The following is a 16772-nucleotide window of genomic DNA, read 5'->3' on the forward strand; positions in this document are numbered from 1 at the left end:
CGCAAATGGAGGTGCAGTGGCAATCTTTACGGACCCCATCAGGGAACACGCTGATTTCGGGCCTGGAGATGCCGAATGGCTGCACCTCCTCGTCGGTGACTGGCAAATGGTCGCTGACTTGGCTTTCGCGGACCTGGCGCTCTGGTTTCCGCACCCCGAATACGGATATATTGCCCTCGCCCACGTCCGTCCGTCGACATCCCACACGGTGTTCCATGCGGACTTCGTGGGGGAGGGCATCCGCTCGGATCTTCGGCCCTTGGTTGATAAGGCGTGGAACAGCCGCGCTATTGAACGCTCCAGTGAAACGAGTTGGAGCAGCGAGATGGCGCTGCGCGTGGAAGCCGTACCCATGGTGCGCAACGGTAGGACGCTTGCCGTTGTGACGTCCCACATGGACTTGTCCAGCTCCCGGATGCCGTCGCGGCTGGAGCTGACCTATCGCCAGTGTGCCTACGACCTTTTGCGGATGGGCACACTGGGTTTGTGGCCGGACTTCGCTTCTCCAACAGGGTCCCGCCGCGGCGCGCCGCGCGTTGGTGATGGGCTCATCCGGCTCGACGCCGACGGAATCGTGCAGTACGCCAGCCCCAACGGTGTTTCTGCCTTCCGTCGCCTAGGTGAAGTTGAGTCGTTGGAGGGTCGCTCATTGGCGGAAGTAACTGCCGGCCTGCTCAAAGACCGGCGCATGGTCGATGAGACGTTGCCACTAGTTGTCACCGGCCGCATGCCATGGCGCAGCGAGATTGAATCGCGGGGCGTCAGTCTTTCCCTGCGGGCCATTCCATTGCGCGACGAGCAGCACCGTTTTGGTGCACTGGTCCTATGCCGTGACGTGTCGGAATTGCGTCGTCGGGAAATGGAGCTGGTCACCAAGGATGCCACCATCCGCGAAATCCATCACAGGGTCAAGAACAACCTTCAGACTGTGGCAGCCCTACTGCGAATGCAATCACGGCGGATGGTGAGCGACGAAGCGAAACAAGGTCTGGAACAGGCTATGCGTCGCGTCGCCACCATCGCGCTCGTCCACGAGACCCTGTCGCAAGGACTCACCCAGAGCGTCGACTTTGACGAATTGATCGGGCGCCAATTCCGGTTGTCCGCTGAGGTGGCCTCGCCGTCACAGCAGGTTCGCACGGAACGTTCTGGCCTGTTCGGCGAGTTGCCCAGCGATTTTGCTACTCCCTTGGCCTTGGTTATCAACGAACTGGTCACCAATGCTGTTGAGCACGGACTGGAGGGGCGTACTGGAACCGTGTGGTTGCTGGCCGATCGGGCCGATGGGGACGGAAATGACGAATTCCTTACCGTAACTATTGCCGACGACGGCGTCGGGTTGCCCGAAGGCCAGTACACAGAGGGCCTTGGCTTGCAGATCGTTCGCACGCTGGTAACCAGCGAGCTTGGCGGATCGATCCAGTGGAGCCCACGCGAGGGCGGAGGCACTGCCGTGGAGATCGTCCTGAACCTGGCGCGGGTCTAGTTTCCAGAAGCCAAACCTACCGAGCTGCGACTCCGGGGTCTGGCCATAAACACAGAAAGGCCGCGGACCAATGGTCCGCGGCCTTTCGTGATCCTGTGAGCTAGGAAGCCCGGCGTGCACGTGCGGCACGACGCTTGAGTGCACGACGCTCGTCTTCACTCATGCCGCCCCAAACACCGGCGTCCTGACCTGACTCCAATGCCCACTGTAGGCAAGTGTCCACGACAGGGCAGCGGCGGCAGACGCTTTTTGCTTCCTCGATCTGCAGAAGTGCTGGTCCGGTGTTGCCGACTGGGAAGAAGAGCTCCGGGTCCTTGTCGAGGCAGGCTGCGCGATTACGCCAATCCATGCTGATCAGTCACTCCATTCGTGAGAACTAGATAGGGCCTTTTGTGAAAACATTCACGAGAGGCTCCAAAGGAAAGGGGCCCGCATGGGCCCCCTTGGTCGTCTGAGTCAAGCGTTTCATGTTAACGCCTTGTAAACAAGGGGTGTTAGTGGTCGAAATGCCCGGAATCCGTGAGCGATGCATCACATCAGCCGCCAGTGCCCTCACTGCTAGATGACTATGTCCGGTAGTGTGCCAGTGTGTCAAGACCTCCCATAAACCCTGCCCAGCCTGCCTCCGGACCCGATGGAAACGACGATTCCAACCAGCAGGCGCATGCCACAAGCAACGCTGCCAATGACAGCCGCCGGCCGAGGGGCATTGTGGTCATCTCAGTGGTGGTGGTGCTGGAAGCGCTTGCGCTCCTTGGCGCCGCTGCCTGGTATGCATACGAACTGCTGACGGGGGCTCCGGTACTCAACTTCTGGGGTGCCGTGTTCACGCTCGGCCTCCTTGTTGCGTTTTCAGCGTGGTTGTTTGCTGTAGGCCATTTCCTTTTCCGTGGATACAGGTGGACTCGCGCGGCAGCGCTTGTGGCCCAATTGTTTGTTCTAACTATTGGCTTCCCGACGATGACCGGGGGGCTGGTGCTGCAAGGGCTGGCGATGATCGTCCCTGCCTTGGCTGCGATCGTGTTCTTGTTCCAAAAGGACGTCGTTGGCTTTGCGTCGCGCGTTGGCGGGTCGTCCCGCGCGCTGTGAGCAGGTACGCCTCATGCAGGCCGGCATCTCAATAGCGGGATAAGCCGCGGGGTGGGAAGTCCTTTGAGAATGCTCCTTGAAATGGCCGCATGTCCGTTCCGTTCACGATGAAGCCGCGGCCCGGGCGTACTGTTGAATCGACGTCAAGCCGCACTCCGAGCATTTCGCCGTCGTGTGGTGAACCCGGAGCCAAAACCAATCCCATCCGGATGCTCTGCACTTCCCGGGCCAGCGGCAAATGATGCAGAAGACCTGGTCCAGGCGTGGCTGTCAGCACGATTCCATGTACTTTTCCGTACAAGGCAGCCAAAGCCTGTCGCCCCTGGACGTCCAAGGAATCGGCGTCATCCACCAGCAGCACGCTTTTTGGGTCCAGGTTTCCGGCATCTACTTCGCGTTCGGCCGACGCCCAGAATTCGTCGTGGGAGGTTCGGTCACCGGGGGTTATCCAGGGAATCAACGGATTGAGGGTTTGCAGCGACCCCAGCGCTGAGCTCTTCCCCGTCCCTCGACCTCCAAGAATCGTGCTCACTCCTCCTGCCCGTAGCGGCAGCGATACAGGCGTACCTTCGTCACCACCAAGTCCGATCCACAAGACGGGATCCGCATCCTGGTCCACCAGACCCCGGTCAAGACGCGTCAGGGCCTGTTCTGGAAGGAGCCGGTCCGTGCGGGCTTCCAAGAGCCGATCTTGGAATTCCCGTGTGCTGAGGTGATCCGGGAGCGGGAGAACCCTGAACGGCGGTGGCGATGAGGTGAGATCGAGGTATGGCCAAGATCCTTCGTAAGGGGCTTGCCGAAATTGTGCCACCATGGTTTGCCCGTCGACCCAGCTTCCCGTGAGAACTGAGCGTCCGGGAATGGCTTCCACCTCCGGAAGCCGCGGCCAGTGAAAGCGCGACTCCTCCGTGGACCCGCAAGGAAAAAAAGCGCGATTCTGAATCGCGGCAAAGAACCGTGAGCTGACCAGTTCCCGTTCACCGGAAATCAGCACAATGATGCCCAGGGGACCGCCGTCCCTGACTATGTCCTGCAGAACAGCCTCTGCCCAGGCGAACGGCCCGGCCCGGAAGCTGGCTGCCCAGGAACACCACCCAGTGATAATCAAGCCCAGGGGTTTGTTGGTGCGGTCGGCGCCCCGTGCTGAACGTCGAATTTCCATTTCTTCAGCAAGTCGCCTTAACACACGCGAGGCAAGTTGTACTTGGTGCAGGCCAGCGATGGCCCCGATCCTTCCCTGTCCTGCGGGTTCACTCATGAAGCCGGCGCCGTCCAGAACATAGACGTGCGGTTGGGGTCCTTGGGCAGCGAACATGGCCGAGGTAGCCCGGAAACAATCGTGTAAGCCACTTGCGGCACTGCCGATCATCGCCAAGTGGCCATGCTCGGCAGGGAACCAGAACAGGGGGTCGACGCGTTGCTGGGACGGCACGTCTGCCAAGGCCACTGGCCCAACGGCCCATGGCGCTGTCACGGAATTCTGCAGGGTCGGGGAGGTTAACGTTGAGGGCATTGGGGTCTGCCATGGGATCGAAGTGGGCAGCGGTGCTGCGACAGGCTGCCGCGGGAGAGGCCGGCTGAGGAACTGCCAGGCGTCCTGGACAGCCGAAACGAGCTGTAGCGCGCATGCATCCGAGAGGGCATCCTGATGACGGTTCACAGGTTTGACTGCATGGTTTTGCTGCAGAGCCTGCGCAGTCGCCTGCACGCGCTGGGATTGGTTTTCGCGGAGCGGTCCGTCAGGTATTTGCAGGTCAGGATCAAAGGCAAGAGTCGCGGCTTGGAACTCTTGCGGCTTGCTCGAGGCCTTGGCAAGAAACGCCCGGCCCGGGGCGGCGACAGGTATCGACGCTGCAGCCTTGGAATTGATGATGTCCATGGACTCGCTGTCGGACTGCACTCGGAGCGCGATACTCGACGTCACATTTGCCCGGATATCGGCAGTCAACGCTCCTTGGGGCCGCTGAGTTGCCATCACAAGGTGAATGCCCAGGGACCTTCCTATAGTGGCCACCCGCATGAGCTCGCGGAGGGCACCCGGGGCGTCGTCAATCAACATCCGGAACTCATCGATGACCACCACGAGGTGAGGGAGCACCGTGGATTGGCCGGCAGGGGAGCGCCGATAGTGTGCCAGGTCCGATGCTCCCGCCTTGGCGAACAGCTCTTCGCGGTACCGGATCTCTGACCTGAGTGAAGCCAGAGCACGATCCAGATGCTGGGCACCAAGATCCGTCAGAAAGCCAACACAATGTGGAAGACCGGCTAGAGGGCGCAAGCCCGAGCCGCCCTTGAAATCCAGGAAGAAGAAGGTTGTGTGTTCCGGAGAATAGCTCAAAGCCATGGATGCTATGAGCGTCCGGAGGAGTTCGGACTTACCGGAGCCTGTGGTTCCTGCAACCAAAAGATGGGGGCCGTCACTCTTGAAATCGAAGGTCACCCATCCGTCCTGACCTTGGCCCAGTACTGCCCTGAGCCCGTTGTGCAATGTGGGCTCATCCCAGCGTCGAAGGATTCTCCGCTGTCCGGATGGAAGCAGCTCATTCAGAGAACACCAATCAGGAACACCGTCGTCTCTGGCGGAATCCTCCAAACCTGACATCGCAGCCACATTTCGGCAGTACCCGTCAAAGACGGAGTCCGGAACAAGGTCCGGAACAAAGTGTTGGCGCTCGCCGCCAAACACCACGTGCCCTGAAGTACCTGAGGGTGAGAGGTCGATGGTGGGCCAGGCATGGTCGGGCGAAGAAGAGCAATAGATCACCTGCCATCCCGCGCTGCTGGCGGCGTCCAACAACGGCTCAGGGAGGTCAGTCCTGTCGCGGGCCGGATCGGCAATAAAGATCAGCCTTCCGCTGCGGAAGTCTTTCTGCCGGTGGAGGGCCGTCAGAGCTGCACCCTGGTGGGTAACCAGGGTTACCCCCGGCATGAACCGTGCGCTCAGGGGCAGCCGCTCCACCGGCCCGACGATAATCACAGGCAACTCAGCCGCACAGGGGTAGCTGCTCAGCTGGACAACAATGAAGCGGAGCAGAGCATCCACATGGGCAGGGTGACCCCTAAGACCAACCACAGGATGCCCTGGATCCAACGTCATGGCCGCAGCACCAATGGGCGGCGGACGGAACTGAGGATCGTCCGGCACCAACCGAATATTTGCCACGGCCGCAGTGATGCCCAGCCGGACCCACGCACCCAGTGGTTCGTCACCGCCTCCGGCCTGGGGGCCTGCAGCCAACGGCAAACGGGTCATCCCCTGGATGGCATTCGGAACCGCTTGGCGCATAGCATCAGACCTCCTGTGGGCAGCCATCACCATCTCGGCGGCAGATGGCGAGCTGTGACGGCGCCGATCGGTGTCCTCGAGGACAGCCCGCGTAACAGCCCTTCTACATTCCCGGCGACTCCTGTGACCGGTGATCAGGGGAACAAGGAGAGTGACTGCGGAAATGACCGTGAATCCCAGGTACATCCACATTCCGGTGGCAACGGCTAAGCCAACTCCCGCAATCAAAGGGAGCGCTGCCGTCAGTGCGAGGCTAATTCGGTTGCCTGTGCTCCGAGCGAAGGGCACTTCGATAGGGTTCGCGACGGAGCGGCCGGCATCGTTCGAGATCATGGGGAATGGGCCACATTCCGCCAACACCGAGAAGGTGGAGTTTCCACACTGAACCGTTTGCCCGGAGGTCAGTGATTCACGTCGCTTGGGCTGCCCATCCACCACCACAGGGCTGGAGGCCTTGACTTCATGCAGCGTCAGGGTGGTGCTGGACACCTCCAGGACGGCATGTTCACGGGACATGCCCGGATCCGCCACCTGAATGTCGACGAGGCCCCTGCCGATGATGAACCGGCCGCGCTTAAGCTGGAACACGCTACCGGCGCTGGGGCCGGAATGGGTCAACAGCATCAACGGGAGGGACGACGGTTCCCGGTCCGCGCGGGGCACCTGGCCCTCCACGATGACGGCGCCTGTTACCAGGGGCGGCAACCCCACAGTGAGAGTGGACAGATCGCGTCCGTCCACCGAGAGGTTGCCGGTCCCGCGATGCTCCTGGAGGAGGCTTTGAAGGTGGAGGCCGGAAACACCGTTGGCCACGGCGATGGTCAATTCTTCCGGGGCTGACCACCCCGCAGCACCCGGGCCACGCACCAATGTGCACTCCAAGGTCATAACTCCTCCTGGCATCTCGAATTTAACGGGTGTGCTGTTTCTCGGCGGTCGCCACCATCGACGTTATGGACTTGGGCGCCGGACCGCTGCTCTCATCAGCGTGTATGTGGACAACTCCGGCAATCCCACGCCGCTTAGGCCCTTTGACGCTGAGGCATGGTGTCTCAGCTAAGATGAATCTCGTTGTCGCGTGTGCTCAATGAGGAAGGACCTTCACCGGTGATAGTGGTTGCGGAGAGCGCCGATGTTTCAGACAAGGCGGTAATTGGTGATGGATCAAAGATTTGGCATCTCGCCCAAGTCCGCGAGCAGGCCGAGTTAGGCGTCAATTGCATCGTGGGGCGTGGTGCGTACATTGGCACCGGAGTCAAGATGGGGGACAACTGCAAAGTTCAGAATTATGCCCTCGTCTACGAGCCCGCGGAACTGGAAGCCGGTGTCTTCATTGGCCCTGCTGTAGTGCTGACAAATGACACCTACCCCCGAGCCGTTAGCCCGGACGGCAGCCTGAAGAGCGCTCACGACTGGGAGCCTGTCGGCGTCACCATCCGTGAAGGTGCTTCCATCGGCGCCCGTGCAGTTTGCGTCGCTCCTGTGACGATTGGGCGGTGGGCCACAGTTGCCGCCGGTGCAGTTGTTGCCAAAGACGTCCCTGATTTTGCCCTGATGGTCGGAGTTCCGGCCAAGCGCCATGGTTGGGTCGGCAAAGCTGGTTTCCCGCTACAGCGCAGCGGCGAGAACTGGGTATGTCCTGAGACCGGCGCTACATATGTTGAACAGAACGAGATCCTTCGAGAGGTAGAGGCATGAGCCCCGAATTCATTCCCCCCGCCAAGCCCATCATCGGCGATGAGGAACGCAAGGCCGTAGATGCCGTGCTGGCCTCCGGTCAGCTCGCCCAGGGTTCGGAGGTTGCGTCCTTCGAGCAGGAATTCTCGCAAGTCCTCCTTGACGGCAGGGCTTCGGTTGCCGTTAACTCCGGGACATCTGGCCTGCACCTCGGCTTGCTGGCGGCCGGCATTGGCCCCGGCGATGAAGTTATTGTTCCGTCGTTCACGTTTGCGGCTACTGCCAACTCTGTGGCGCTGACGGGCGCGACCCCCGTATTCGCGGATGTTGACTTGGACCACTACACCCTGGACCCCGCGTCCGTCGAGTCCAAAATCACGGACCGCACGGCGGCCATTATGCCGGTTCACCTTTACGGGCACCCGTTCGACGTTGACGCCATCGGTGCTCTTGCTTCAAAGCATGGTGTGAAGGTGTTCGAGGACGCTGCCCAGGCGCATGGCGCCGCAGTCAATGGTCGCAAGGTAGGCACCTTCGGCGACTTTGCAATGTTCAGCCTTTACCCCACCAAGAACATGACTTCCGGTGAGGGCGGCATGGTCAGCACGGGCCTGGCCGACGTCGAACGCAGGCTGCGGTTGCTTCGCAACCAGGGCATGGAACGTCAGTACGAAAACGAACTGGTCGGCTTCAACTGCCGCATGACCAACATCCATGCTGCCATTGGCCGCGTTCAGTTGACGAAGGTAAATGGCTGGACCAAGACCCGCCAGGAGAACGCTGCCTTCTTCGATGCGAACATCGAAGGCGTCGTTACTCCGAAGGTTGCTGCCGGGTACGAACACGTTTACCACCAGTACACCATCCGCATCGCTGAGGACCGCGACGGTTTCGCGAAGGCCTTGCGGGAGGAATACAACGTAGGGTGCGGCGTCTATTACCCCATCCCCAACCACCGACTTGCGCCCTTCCAGACCTCGGACGACCTTCCTGTTACTGAAGAAGCCGCCGCGAGCGTCCTGTCCCTTCCTGTACACCCGTCGCTGAGCCAGGACGACCTGGAGCGCATCGTTGCTGCCGTGAACGCCATTGCAAAGGCAGGCAGCTAGTGGCCAATTTGCGCGCCGGCCTCATCGGCCTGGGCATGATGGGCCGCCACCACGCACGCGTTATCCGCGAGCTTGAAGGCGTTGATCTGGTGGCCGTTGCGGATTCCTTCGGGGACCCCCACAACGTCGCCGACGGCCTGACTGTGTTCAACACGGTCGAAGAGCTGATTGCCCAAGGCATCGACATGGCCGTAGCTGCCGTGCCCACCATCCTTCACGAGGAGGTTGCGCTTCAGCTCGCTGACGCCGGCGTTCACTGCCTCGTTGAAAAGCCGATCGCCAACGATTCCGAGTCCGGCCGACGCATCGCCGAGGCTTTTGAGTCCAGGGGACTCATTGGAGCAGTTGGACACATTGAGCGCTTCAATCCGTCGCTGCAGAGTCTTCGGGACCGGCTGGAGAACGGCGATTTGGGCGAGGTCTACCAAATCAGCACCAGGCGGCAAGGACCGTTCCCGGCGCGCATTGCCGACGTCGGGGTGGTCAAGGACCTGGCAACCCACGACATCGATCTCACGGCATGGCTTGCCCAGAGTAACTTCATCAACGTTGTTGCGCACACCACTTCCCGCAGCGGTCGTGAGCACGAGGACATGGTCACGGCTATTGGCCATCTGAAGAGCGGAGTGGTGACAAATCACATTGTCAACTGGCTCTCGCCCATGAAAGAGCGGACCACCGTGGTTCTTGGCGAACGCGGCGCCTTTATCGCGGACACCATTTCCGCCGACTTGACCTTCGTTGAGAACGGGACATTCCAGACGGATTGGGATTCCGTTGCGGCCTTCCGCGGTGTTTCGGAGGGTTCCTCGACCCGCTTTGCCTTGGCTAAGCGCGAGCCCCTCAAGATGGAGCACGAGGCGTTCCGCGACGCAGTTCTCGGAAAGTCCCTCAACATCGTGACGATGGCGGAAGGACTGGAGACTTTGAGGGTCGCAGAAGCCGTTTTGGATTCCGCCAAGTCCGGCTCAGTCATCACGCTCTGAAGCAGCAACATCAAGCAAGGCAATAAAGGGGAGTTGGCCATTGGCCAGCTTCCCTTTGCCGTTTGCCGGGGCGGCCCACTGCCACCGTAAGCCGCCCCGGATACAGGGAACCCGTGCCTTGTCGGGTAGCCTTGACCAGTAGACGTGGGCATTTCTGTGCCCGCACGCCAATACACAGGAGAGTTTGTGAACGCTGATCTCGTCGTCGTCGGCTCGGGTTTCTTTGGCCTGACCATTGCAGAACGCGCCGCTACCGAGTTGGGGCTGAAGGTCGCGGTGCTTGATCGCCGCCACCATATTGGAGGAAACGCCTACAGCGAGAACGAGGCGCAGACTGGGATTGAGGTGCACCGTTACGGCGCCCACCTCTTCCACACCTCGAACGAACGAGTCTGGGAATATGTGAACCGGTTTACCAAGTTCACCAGCTACCAGCACAAGGTCTACACCAGCCACAAGGGCGAGGTGTACCCGATGCCCATCAACCTGGGCACCATTAACCAGTTCTTCCGTTCGGCAATGAGTCCGACTGAGGCAAAGGCCCTCATCGCTGAGCAGGCCGGCGAACTGGCCGGAACTGATCCTCAGAACCTCAACGACAAGGGCATTCAACTGATTGGCCGCCCTCTGTACGAGGCCTTCATCAAGCACTACACGGGTAAGCAATGGCAGACGGATCCGAAGGACCTGCCGGCTGAGATCATTTCGCGGCTTCCTGTTCGCTACAACTATGACAACCGCTACTTCAATGACAGCTACGAAGGTCTGCCTGTTGACGGCTACACCGCCTGGATCGAACGTATGGCTGATCACCCGAACATTGAAGTCATCCTGAACGCCGATTTCTTCGACGACGGCGAATACGGCAGGTCCTCGGTCCTCGGCCAGGTGCCGGTCATCTACACGGGTCCGGTGGACCGCTACTTCGACTACGCTGAAGGCGACCTTTCGTGGCGCACCATTGACCTCGAAGAGGAAGTCCTTCCCATCGAGGACTTCCAGGGATGTTCCGTAATGAACTACCCGGATGCCGACGCCGCCTATACGCGCATCCACGAATTCCGGCACTTCCACCCCGAACGGGACTACACCAAAGATGCAACTGTCATCATGCGTGAGTTCTCCCGTTTTGCGGAAAAGGGTGACGAACCGTACTACCCCGTGAACACTTCTGACGACCGCCAGAAGTTGCTTGCTTACCGTGACCTCGCCCGAGGCGAGAAGTCTGTTCTGTTCGGTGGGCGCTTGGGGACCTACAAGTACCTCGACATGCACATGGCGATTGGGTCTGCCCTTTCTATGTTTGACAACAAGATCAAGCCGCACTTCACGGGCGGCGCCAAGCTTGAAAGCGGGGGAGTGGACGCATGACGGCTACTACAAACGAAAGCCAGACGACTGCTATGACCACCACTGAAACCCGGACTTCGAGCGAAGATAACCTGCGCGTCGTACAGCGCGTGATCTTCCCCGCGAACCGCGACCTCGATACCCTTCCGCTGTACGTGGACCCTGACACCAACAAGGTGCAGAAGGAAGAGGGCGGAAGCACCGCCGTCGTACAAGCTGTTGGCATGGCGCGGAAGCTGCACCCTGAAGACATCCTGGACCGGGGCTCTGTGCTGGTTCGCCGCGGTGAGCGACTCTCATTCGGTTCCTACTTCAACGCATTCCCGGCCAGTTACTGGCGCAAGTGGACTGTCGCTACGAAGACCGTTCTGCATCTTGAAACAGAAGGCGAGGGGACGGTCATTGTTTACCGTTCCAACGCCCGGGGTGCCTCCCAGCGCGTCGACTCCATCCTCGTCGAAGGAACATCCAGCAATGACTTTGAGTTGACGCTGGCTCCATTCGGCGACGGCGGCTGGTACTGGTTCGATCTCATCGCCGGTGGCGAGGGCATGACGCTTAAAGGCGCGCACTGGTCTGTTCCGGATGAGGGGCGTCCCCAGGGCCGCGTCACGCTCGGTGTCACTACCTTCAACCGCGCGGACTACTGCCTTGAGACCATCAAGTCGATCGATGCTGACGCTGGTCTGCGGGAAATCCTGGCAGAGCTGATCATCGTCGACCAAGGCAACAAAAAAGTGGCGGACGAAGACGGCTTTGACGCCGTAGCCGAGTCGATGGGCGAGCAGTTGCGCATCATCAACCAGGGCAACCTCGGTGGCTCGGGCGGCTTCGCCCGCAACATGTACGAGATGGTCGTTTCCGACAAGAGCGACTACGTCATGCTGCTGGACGACGACATTGAGCTCGAAACAGAGGGTGTTATGCGCGCTGTGGCGTTCGCAGACCTCTGCCGGAAGCCCACCATCGTGGGCGGCCACATGTTCGACATGTACAACAAGTCTGTGCTGCACGCCTACTCCGAGGTGGTCAACTTCTACCGGTTCCTGTGGGGCCCCGTGGAAGGCTTGGGTAACCACGACTTCTCTGCCGCGGGCCTGCGTTCGACGCCGCAGCTGCACAGGCGTTGGGACGCAGACTACAACGGCTGGTGGATGTGCCTTATCCCCAAGTCCGTCGTGGAAACCATTGGCCTCTCGCTGCCTGTCTTCATCAAGTGGGATGACGCTGAGTACTCCCTGCGCGGACGTGCCGCCGGATTCCCGACGGTGACGCTCCCCGGCGCGGCAGTATGGCACGTCTCGTGGGCAGATAAAGACGACTCCGTGGACTGGCAGGCCTATTACCACGAGCGCAACCGGCTCATCGCTACGCTCTTGCACTCGCCGTTCCCCAAGGGCGGACGCATCCTGCGCGAGAGCCTGAACACCGACGTCAAACACTTGGTGTCCATGCAGTACTACCCCGAGCAGGCGCGCATCATGGCTCTGCGGGATGTTCTTGCCGGACCGGGCAACCTGCATGAGCAGTTGCCCACTACGATGCCCAAACTCCGGGCAATGCGCGAAGAGTTCCCGGACTCGCAGGTCAAGACCGATCCCGGGGCCTTCCCTGAGGTCTTCCGCAAGCGTCCGCCCAAGAAGCCCCAGTCCTACAAGCAGCCCGGGGCATTGGGTTTGCTTCCGTGGGCCGTGAAGACTGTCTTGAAGCAGACGTTGGCCCCCGTTCGCGACTCAGCCAAGGAAAACCCTGAGGCCCAGGTGGCCCATCAGGACGGCAAATGGTGGAGCTTGGCACACCTGGACAGTGCGGTGGTATCCAATGCCGATGGCACGGGAGCTTCATGGCATCTGCGTGACCCCAAGATGGCGCGTCAACTGGTGGTCGAATCAGCCAAGCTGCATGCCCAGCTTTTCTCCAACTGGGAGACTCTCCGGGCTCAGTACCGCGAGGCACTTCCTGAGATCACCTCGATGGAGTCATGGCGGAAAACCTTTGATGCTTCGGAGCCCAGCAAGTAGCGATGTCGAACTCCACTGATACTTATGCTGTTCCGGGGGTAGGTGCCGGACTGCTCGATGTTTACCGGCGCCGGTACCTCCTCAAACTGATTGTTCGCAAGGAACTGCGTGTTCGCTACCGAGGGTCAGTTCTTGGGCTGGCCTGGTCCTACGTAAAGCCACTTGTCCAGTACGTAGTCCTGTTCTTTGCCTTGGGCATTGTCCTGCGGGTTGGGGACCAGATTCCCAACTATGCGCTCTACATGTTCTCGGGTGTCATCGTCATTAACTTCTTCTCCGAAGCCTTTTCGAATGCCACGCGGTCCATTGTGTCCAACGCGGCGTTGGTGAAGAAGATCTATCTTCCCCGTGAGCTGTTTCCCGTGGCTTCAGTGTGGGTGGCGGCCGTTCACTTCCTCCCACAATTGATTGTCCTGCTCGCTGCCGCGTTGCTGAGTGGCTGGCATCCGGACGTCATGCAGCTCTTTGGTGCCCTGCTGGGCTTCATCATCGTTGCTGTAACGGCAACGGGCCTGGGACTGTTGGCGGGTGCCATCAACGTGTTCTTCCGGGATGCCGAAAACATCGTGGACATGTTGATGATGATCGTCACCTGGACATCGCCTGTCCTCTACGACTGGACCATGATCCGCCGTTTGGCAGCACCGTGGGTTCTGACGATTTACCAGCTCAACCCCATTACGGTCGCTGTGGAGCTGTTCCACTGGGCGTTCTGGTATCCAACTGTCGATCAACCCGTTGAACTCCCGCCTCACCTTTTGGTCACGGGATTCATCGGTTTGGGAATGGCAGCGTTGTTCCTTGTTATTGGCCAGATCGTCTTCCGACGGCTCGAGGGCCACTTTGCGCAGGAGGTCTAGATGGGCGCCGCAGTAATCGTCAAAGGCCTGAAAAAGACGTTCAACCTTCGCCACTCCCACTCCTTGAAAGAGACGCTCGTTTGGCTTGTCAAAGGCCGGAAGGGGGATCTCACCAAGAAGTTCGACGCCCTGCACGATGTCAGCTTCGAGATTCAACCTGGGGAGACTGTGGCCCTGTTGGGCTTCAATGGTTCCGGTAAGTCCACTCTGCTGAAGCTGATCTCGGGCGTTATCCTGCCTGACCAGGGAACGGTGCGCACCAAGGGCCGGGTAGCCGGCCTGATTGAGGTCGGAGCCGGCTTCCACCCGGATTTGTCCGGGCGCGAGAACGTCTACCTCAATGCCGCCATCCTTGGCATGTCTGAACAGGAGATCCACGAGAAGTTCGACGACATCGTTGCCTTCTCCGAAATTGAGCAGTTCATTGACACCGAAGTGAAGTTCTACTCCTCAGGGATGTTCCTTCGGCTTGCCTTCGCGGTAGCAGTCCATACTCAGCCTGATATCTTCCTGGTGGATGAGATTCTGGCCGTGGGGGACGAGCCGTTCCAGAGGAAATGCCTGGCCAAAATCAAGCAACTCTCTGATGAAGGCCGGACCTTGGTAGTGGTCAGCCACGACCTCGACATGATCTCTCGAATCTGTGACAGAGGTGTGGTGCTCTCTTCCGGTACTGTCCAGTTCGAAGGACCGGCAGACCAAGCCGTGGCTTGGCTGAGGGAACGTAACTAACCTGCAATTGAATTGCAATGAGTCGTCTGTCAACGGATGGCTAGTGGAAGCATCTAAGAAAGGCGACCGTAGGAATGGGTATCGGCCCGCTGCTGTTGTGTGTACTCCTGATCGTTGTGTTGTGGTGGGGCCCGGGTTGGATTCTTGGCGAAGCGCTGGGCGTCCGCCGTGTTTTGTTGCCCGTCGTAGCGCCCCTGCTGGGCATGGGTGTGCTGACGGTCATCGGGGTGATGGGCAATTCGCTCGGACTGAGTTGGCAATTGCTCCCGGTAACGGCCGTCCTGTTGCTGTTGGCCGCAGTGTTGTTTGGCCTCCGTCTTACACTGCGACGCTATTTCCCTGACAAGTTCGGGGCGCCGATCCGCACGCAGCCCAGCATCTTTGGCAAGCACAGGTTCGCGGGTTCGTGGTGGATTCTCCTGGCCGGTTTGGTAGCCGGGGGCGCCGTGGCAGCTGTGTCGTGGATTGTTGGTACGGAAGGCCTCCAAGGCATTAACCAGGACTGGGACATTCCGTGGCACGCCAACATGATCCGGCTGATCTCGGTGAACCACGAGTGGGACCCCAGCATCGCGGGAAACTTCGCCTACTACGACACAAATATTCCTGAGGCTCCGATCCGGAGCTACCCCATCGCCTTCCACGCCGTACTCTCCCTGTTCTGGCCGATGAGCGGGGTCAGCATTCCGGTGTTCCTCAACGTATTCGTCCTGGTGATGATGGCCGTGCAGTTGCCTCTGAGCACCATGGCTTTGACAATGCTGGTTACACGTCGTCCCATTGCTGTGGCAGCAGCCGCGGCAGTCTCAGGATGGTTTACGGTCTACCCCTACGACCTCTTGTGGCGCGGTCCGCTCATTCCGTTCTTTGCCGGCATGCTGCTTGTGGGTCCGTTCGCATTTTTGGCGATCAAGGGATCAGTGGAGCGGCAGAAGTTCTGGATTCCCGGTATCGCCTTCGGGGCTGTGGGACTCATAGCCGTTCACCCGTCCTTGGCTTTTGTCGTATTGCCCATTCTTCTCTTCTGGTTGGTGTCGGCCCTGATCCGCCGTAAAGGCAGAATTCTGGGCATTACCGTCTACCTGGCGGTTTCAGGCTTGCTGGCAGTCATTCTGGGGTTGCCCATTATTTCCCAGATGTTGAAGGAATCCGAGCGCGTATCAAAGCAGGTCTGGGCAGCGGACACAGACCGCAATGGCGCCATACAGAACATCATTTTCCTGAACCACGGATCGATGGCAATGCCCATCCTGACTGCCCTCGTGGCATTTGGTTGTCTGGCGGTCGTCCTGAGGATCAGGATGTGGTGGTACTTCGGCCCGGTGCTGGCTTTTGCCTTCCTCTCGGTTTACACCATGGGTACTGACAACCCGCGGTTCATGACCTTGACGGCTCCGTTCTACGACGACCAGTGGCGTATTTTTGGAATTTTGGTCATGCTTTTGGTGCCCCTCGCCGGTTTGGGAGTGGCCCAGCTGGCCGAAGCAGTCGCGTGGCTGGTCGCGAAGATCCGCAGCCGGTCGACCCACACAGCAGATCCGCGAAGGACAAGTCACGTGATCACCGCGGTGGCCGCTGCCGCGGTTCTCCTGGTCAGCGGGATCGCAGCCATTCCGTACTTCAAGCAGAATGCCCAGCGGATCAACATCAATACCAAGGTCGATGGCGCCACGCTGAGCGCTTCTGAGGTGGGACTCCTCAGCAAGATGGATCAGTACGTGCCGCAAGATGCCACCGTGCTCAACGATTCTTGCGACGGCTCCGTGTGGATGTATGCCCTCGGCAACCGAATGCCCATGATCCGGCACTTTGAGATCCTTCCGACGAATCGTCAGTTGCTGGTCCTGCAAAAACTTCCTGAATTGGAATCGGATGCTGAAGCGCGCGATGCCGCAGCTGAGCTGGGCATCGAATGGGTTTACATCGCTGACGGCCGGATCCGTGCATGGGATGAACCCAAGGCGGGGCTGACGCAGCCAGACTCCATTCCGTACCTTAAGCTCGTGGTGCGCGAAGGAAACGCTGCCCTTTACCAGATCGATTGGTCGCAGTTGCCAGGTGGCAAGGAGGCGTTCGACGCCGCCGCGAAGGACCGTGTCCAGCTCGACGGGGTTTCGGGAATCCTGGAGAACCGGAACCCGGACGGAATAGCACCGCTTGGAAGGATTTGCTGATC

The 16772-nt window shown here is 59.9% G+C and carries 12 protein-coding genes; 10 read left to right on the plus strand and 2 right to left on the minus strand.

From position 1 onward, the window contains the following. The first annotated feature begins 16 nt into the window (after nucleotides 1-16). Nucleotides 17-1486, plus strand: coding sequence for a sensor histidine kinase (locus BLW08_RS04345; RefSeq protein ID WP_090818366.1), 1470 nt, complete (start codon nucleotides 17-19; stop codon nucleotides 1484-1486). 100 nt (nucleotides 1487-1586) lie between these two features. Here BLW08_RS04345 and BLW08_RS04350 read toward each other — a convergent pair whose 3' ends face one another. Then, nucleotides 1587-1835, minus strand: coding sequence for a WhiB family transcriptional regulator (locus BLW08_RS04350; protein ID WP_003804966.1), 249 nt, complete (start codon nucleotides 1833-1835; stop codon nucleotides 1587-1589). Nucleotides 1836-2074: 239 nt separating this feature from the next. Here BLW08_RS04350 and BLW08_RS04355 point away from each other — a divergent pair, with 239 nt between their 5' ends. Then, on the plus strand, nucleotides 2075-2575 hold the full coding sequence (locus tag BLW08_RS04355) for a hypothetical protein (protein ID WP_090818369.1): 501 nt from the start codon (nucleotides 2075-2077) through the stop codon (nucleotides 2573-2575). Nucleotides 2576-2603: 28 nt separating this feature from the next. Here the strand turns inward: BLW08_RS04355 and BLW08_RS04360 are convergent, their stop codons facing one another. Continuing rightward, a complete protein-coding gene (locus tag BLW08_RS04360) occupies nucleotides 2604-6749 on the minus strand; it encodes an FtsK/SpoIIIE domain-containing protein (RefSeq protein ID WP_091323514.1) in 4146 nt (1381 codons plus the stop codon). Between the two features lie 219 nt (nucleotides 6750-6968). Here BLW08_RS04360 and BLW08_RS04365 point away from each other — a divergent pair, with 219 nt between their 5' ends. The 8 genes from BLW08_RS04365 to BLW08_RS04400 all read left to right on the plus strand — a co-directional run bounded on the left by BLW08_RS04365 (nucleotide 6969) and on the right by BLW08_RS04400 (nucleotide 16770). Next, complete coding sequence (locus tag BLW08_RS04365) at nucleotides 6969-7559, plus strand: acyltransferase (protein WP_254779679.1); 591 nt, start codon at nucleotides 6969-6971, stop codon at nucleotides 7557-7559. Continuing rightward, entirely contained in the window at nucleotides 7556-8647 is a 1092-nt protein-coding gene (locus BLW08_RS04370) for a DegT/DnrJ/EryC1/StrS family aminotransferase (RefSeq protein ID WP_090818379.1), read from the plus strand. The genes BLW08_RS04365 and BLW08_RS04370 overlap by 4 nt, the downstream gene beginning before the upstream one ends. After that, a complete protein-coding gene (locus tag BLW08_RS04375) occupies nucleotides 8647-9633 on the plus strand; it encodes a Gfo/Idh/MocA family protein (protein WP_090818381.1) in 987 nt (328 codons plus the stop codon). Before BLW08_RS04370 ends, BLW08_RS04375 begins: the two co-directional genes overlap by 1 nt. 186 nt (nucleotides 9634-9819) lie before the next feature. Then, complete coding sequence (glf, locus tag BLW08_RS04380) at nucleotides 9820-11004, plus strand: UDP-galactopyranose mutase (RefSeq protein WP_090818384.1); 1185 nt, start codon at nucleotides 9820-9822, stop codon at nucleotides 11002-11004. Beyond that, a complete protein-coding gene (locus tag BLW08_RS04385) occupies nucleotides 11001-13004 on the plus strand; it encodes a glycosyltransferase (protein ID WP_091323519.1) in 2004 nt (667 codons plus the stop codon). The genes glf and BLW08_RS04385 overlap by 4 nt, the downstream gene beginning before the upstream one ends. Nucleotides 13005-13006: 2 nt before the next feature. Continuing rightward, nucleotides 13007-13864, plus strand: a complete 858-nt coding sequence (locus BLW08_RS04390; protein WP_090818390.1) for an ABC transporter permease — start codon at nucleotides 13007-13009, stop codon at nucleotides 13862-13864. Continuing rightward, complete coding sequence (locus BLW08_RS04395; RefSeq protein ID WP_090818393.1) at nucleotides 13865-14596, plus strand: ABC transporter ATP-binding protein; 732 nt, start codon at nucleotides 13865-13867, stop codon at nucleotides 14594-14596. It abuts the gene before it with no gap. A gap of 74 nt (nucleotides 14597-14670) precedes the next feature. Next, the gene (locus BLW08_RS04400; protein ID WP_091323522.1) at nucleotides 14671-16770 is read left to right on the plus strand and encodes a DUF6541 family protein; all 2100 of its coding nucleotides are present in this window, start codon (nucleotides 14671-14673) and stop codon (nucleotides 16768-16770) included. Nucleotides 16771-16772: the final 2 nt, after the last annotated feature.

The organism is Arthrobacter sp. cf158, from assembly GCF_900106835.1.
Classification (GTDB): Bacteria; Actinomycetota; Actinomycetes; order Actinomycetales; family Micrococcaceae; genus Arthrobacter.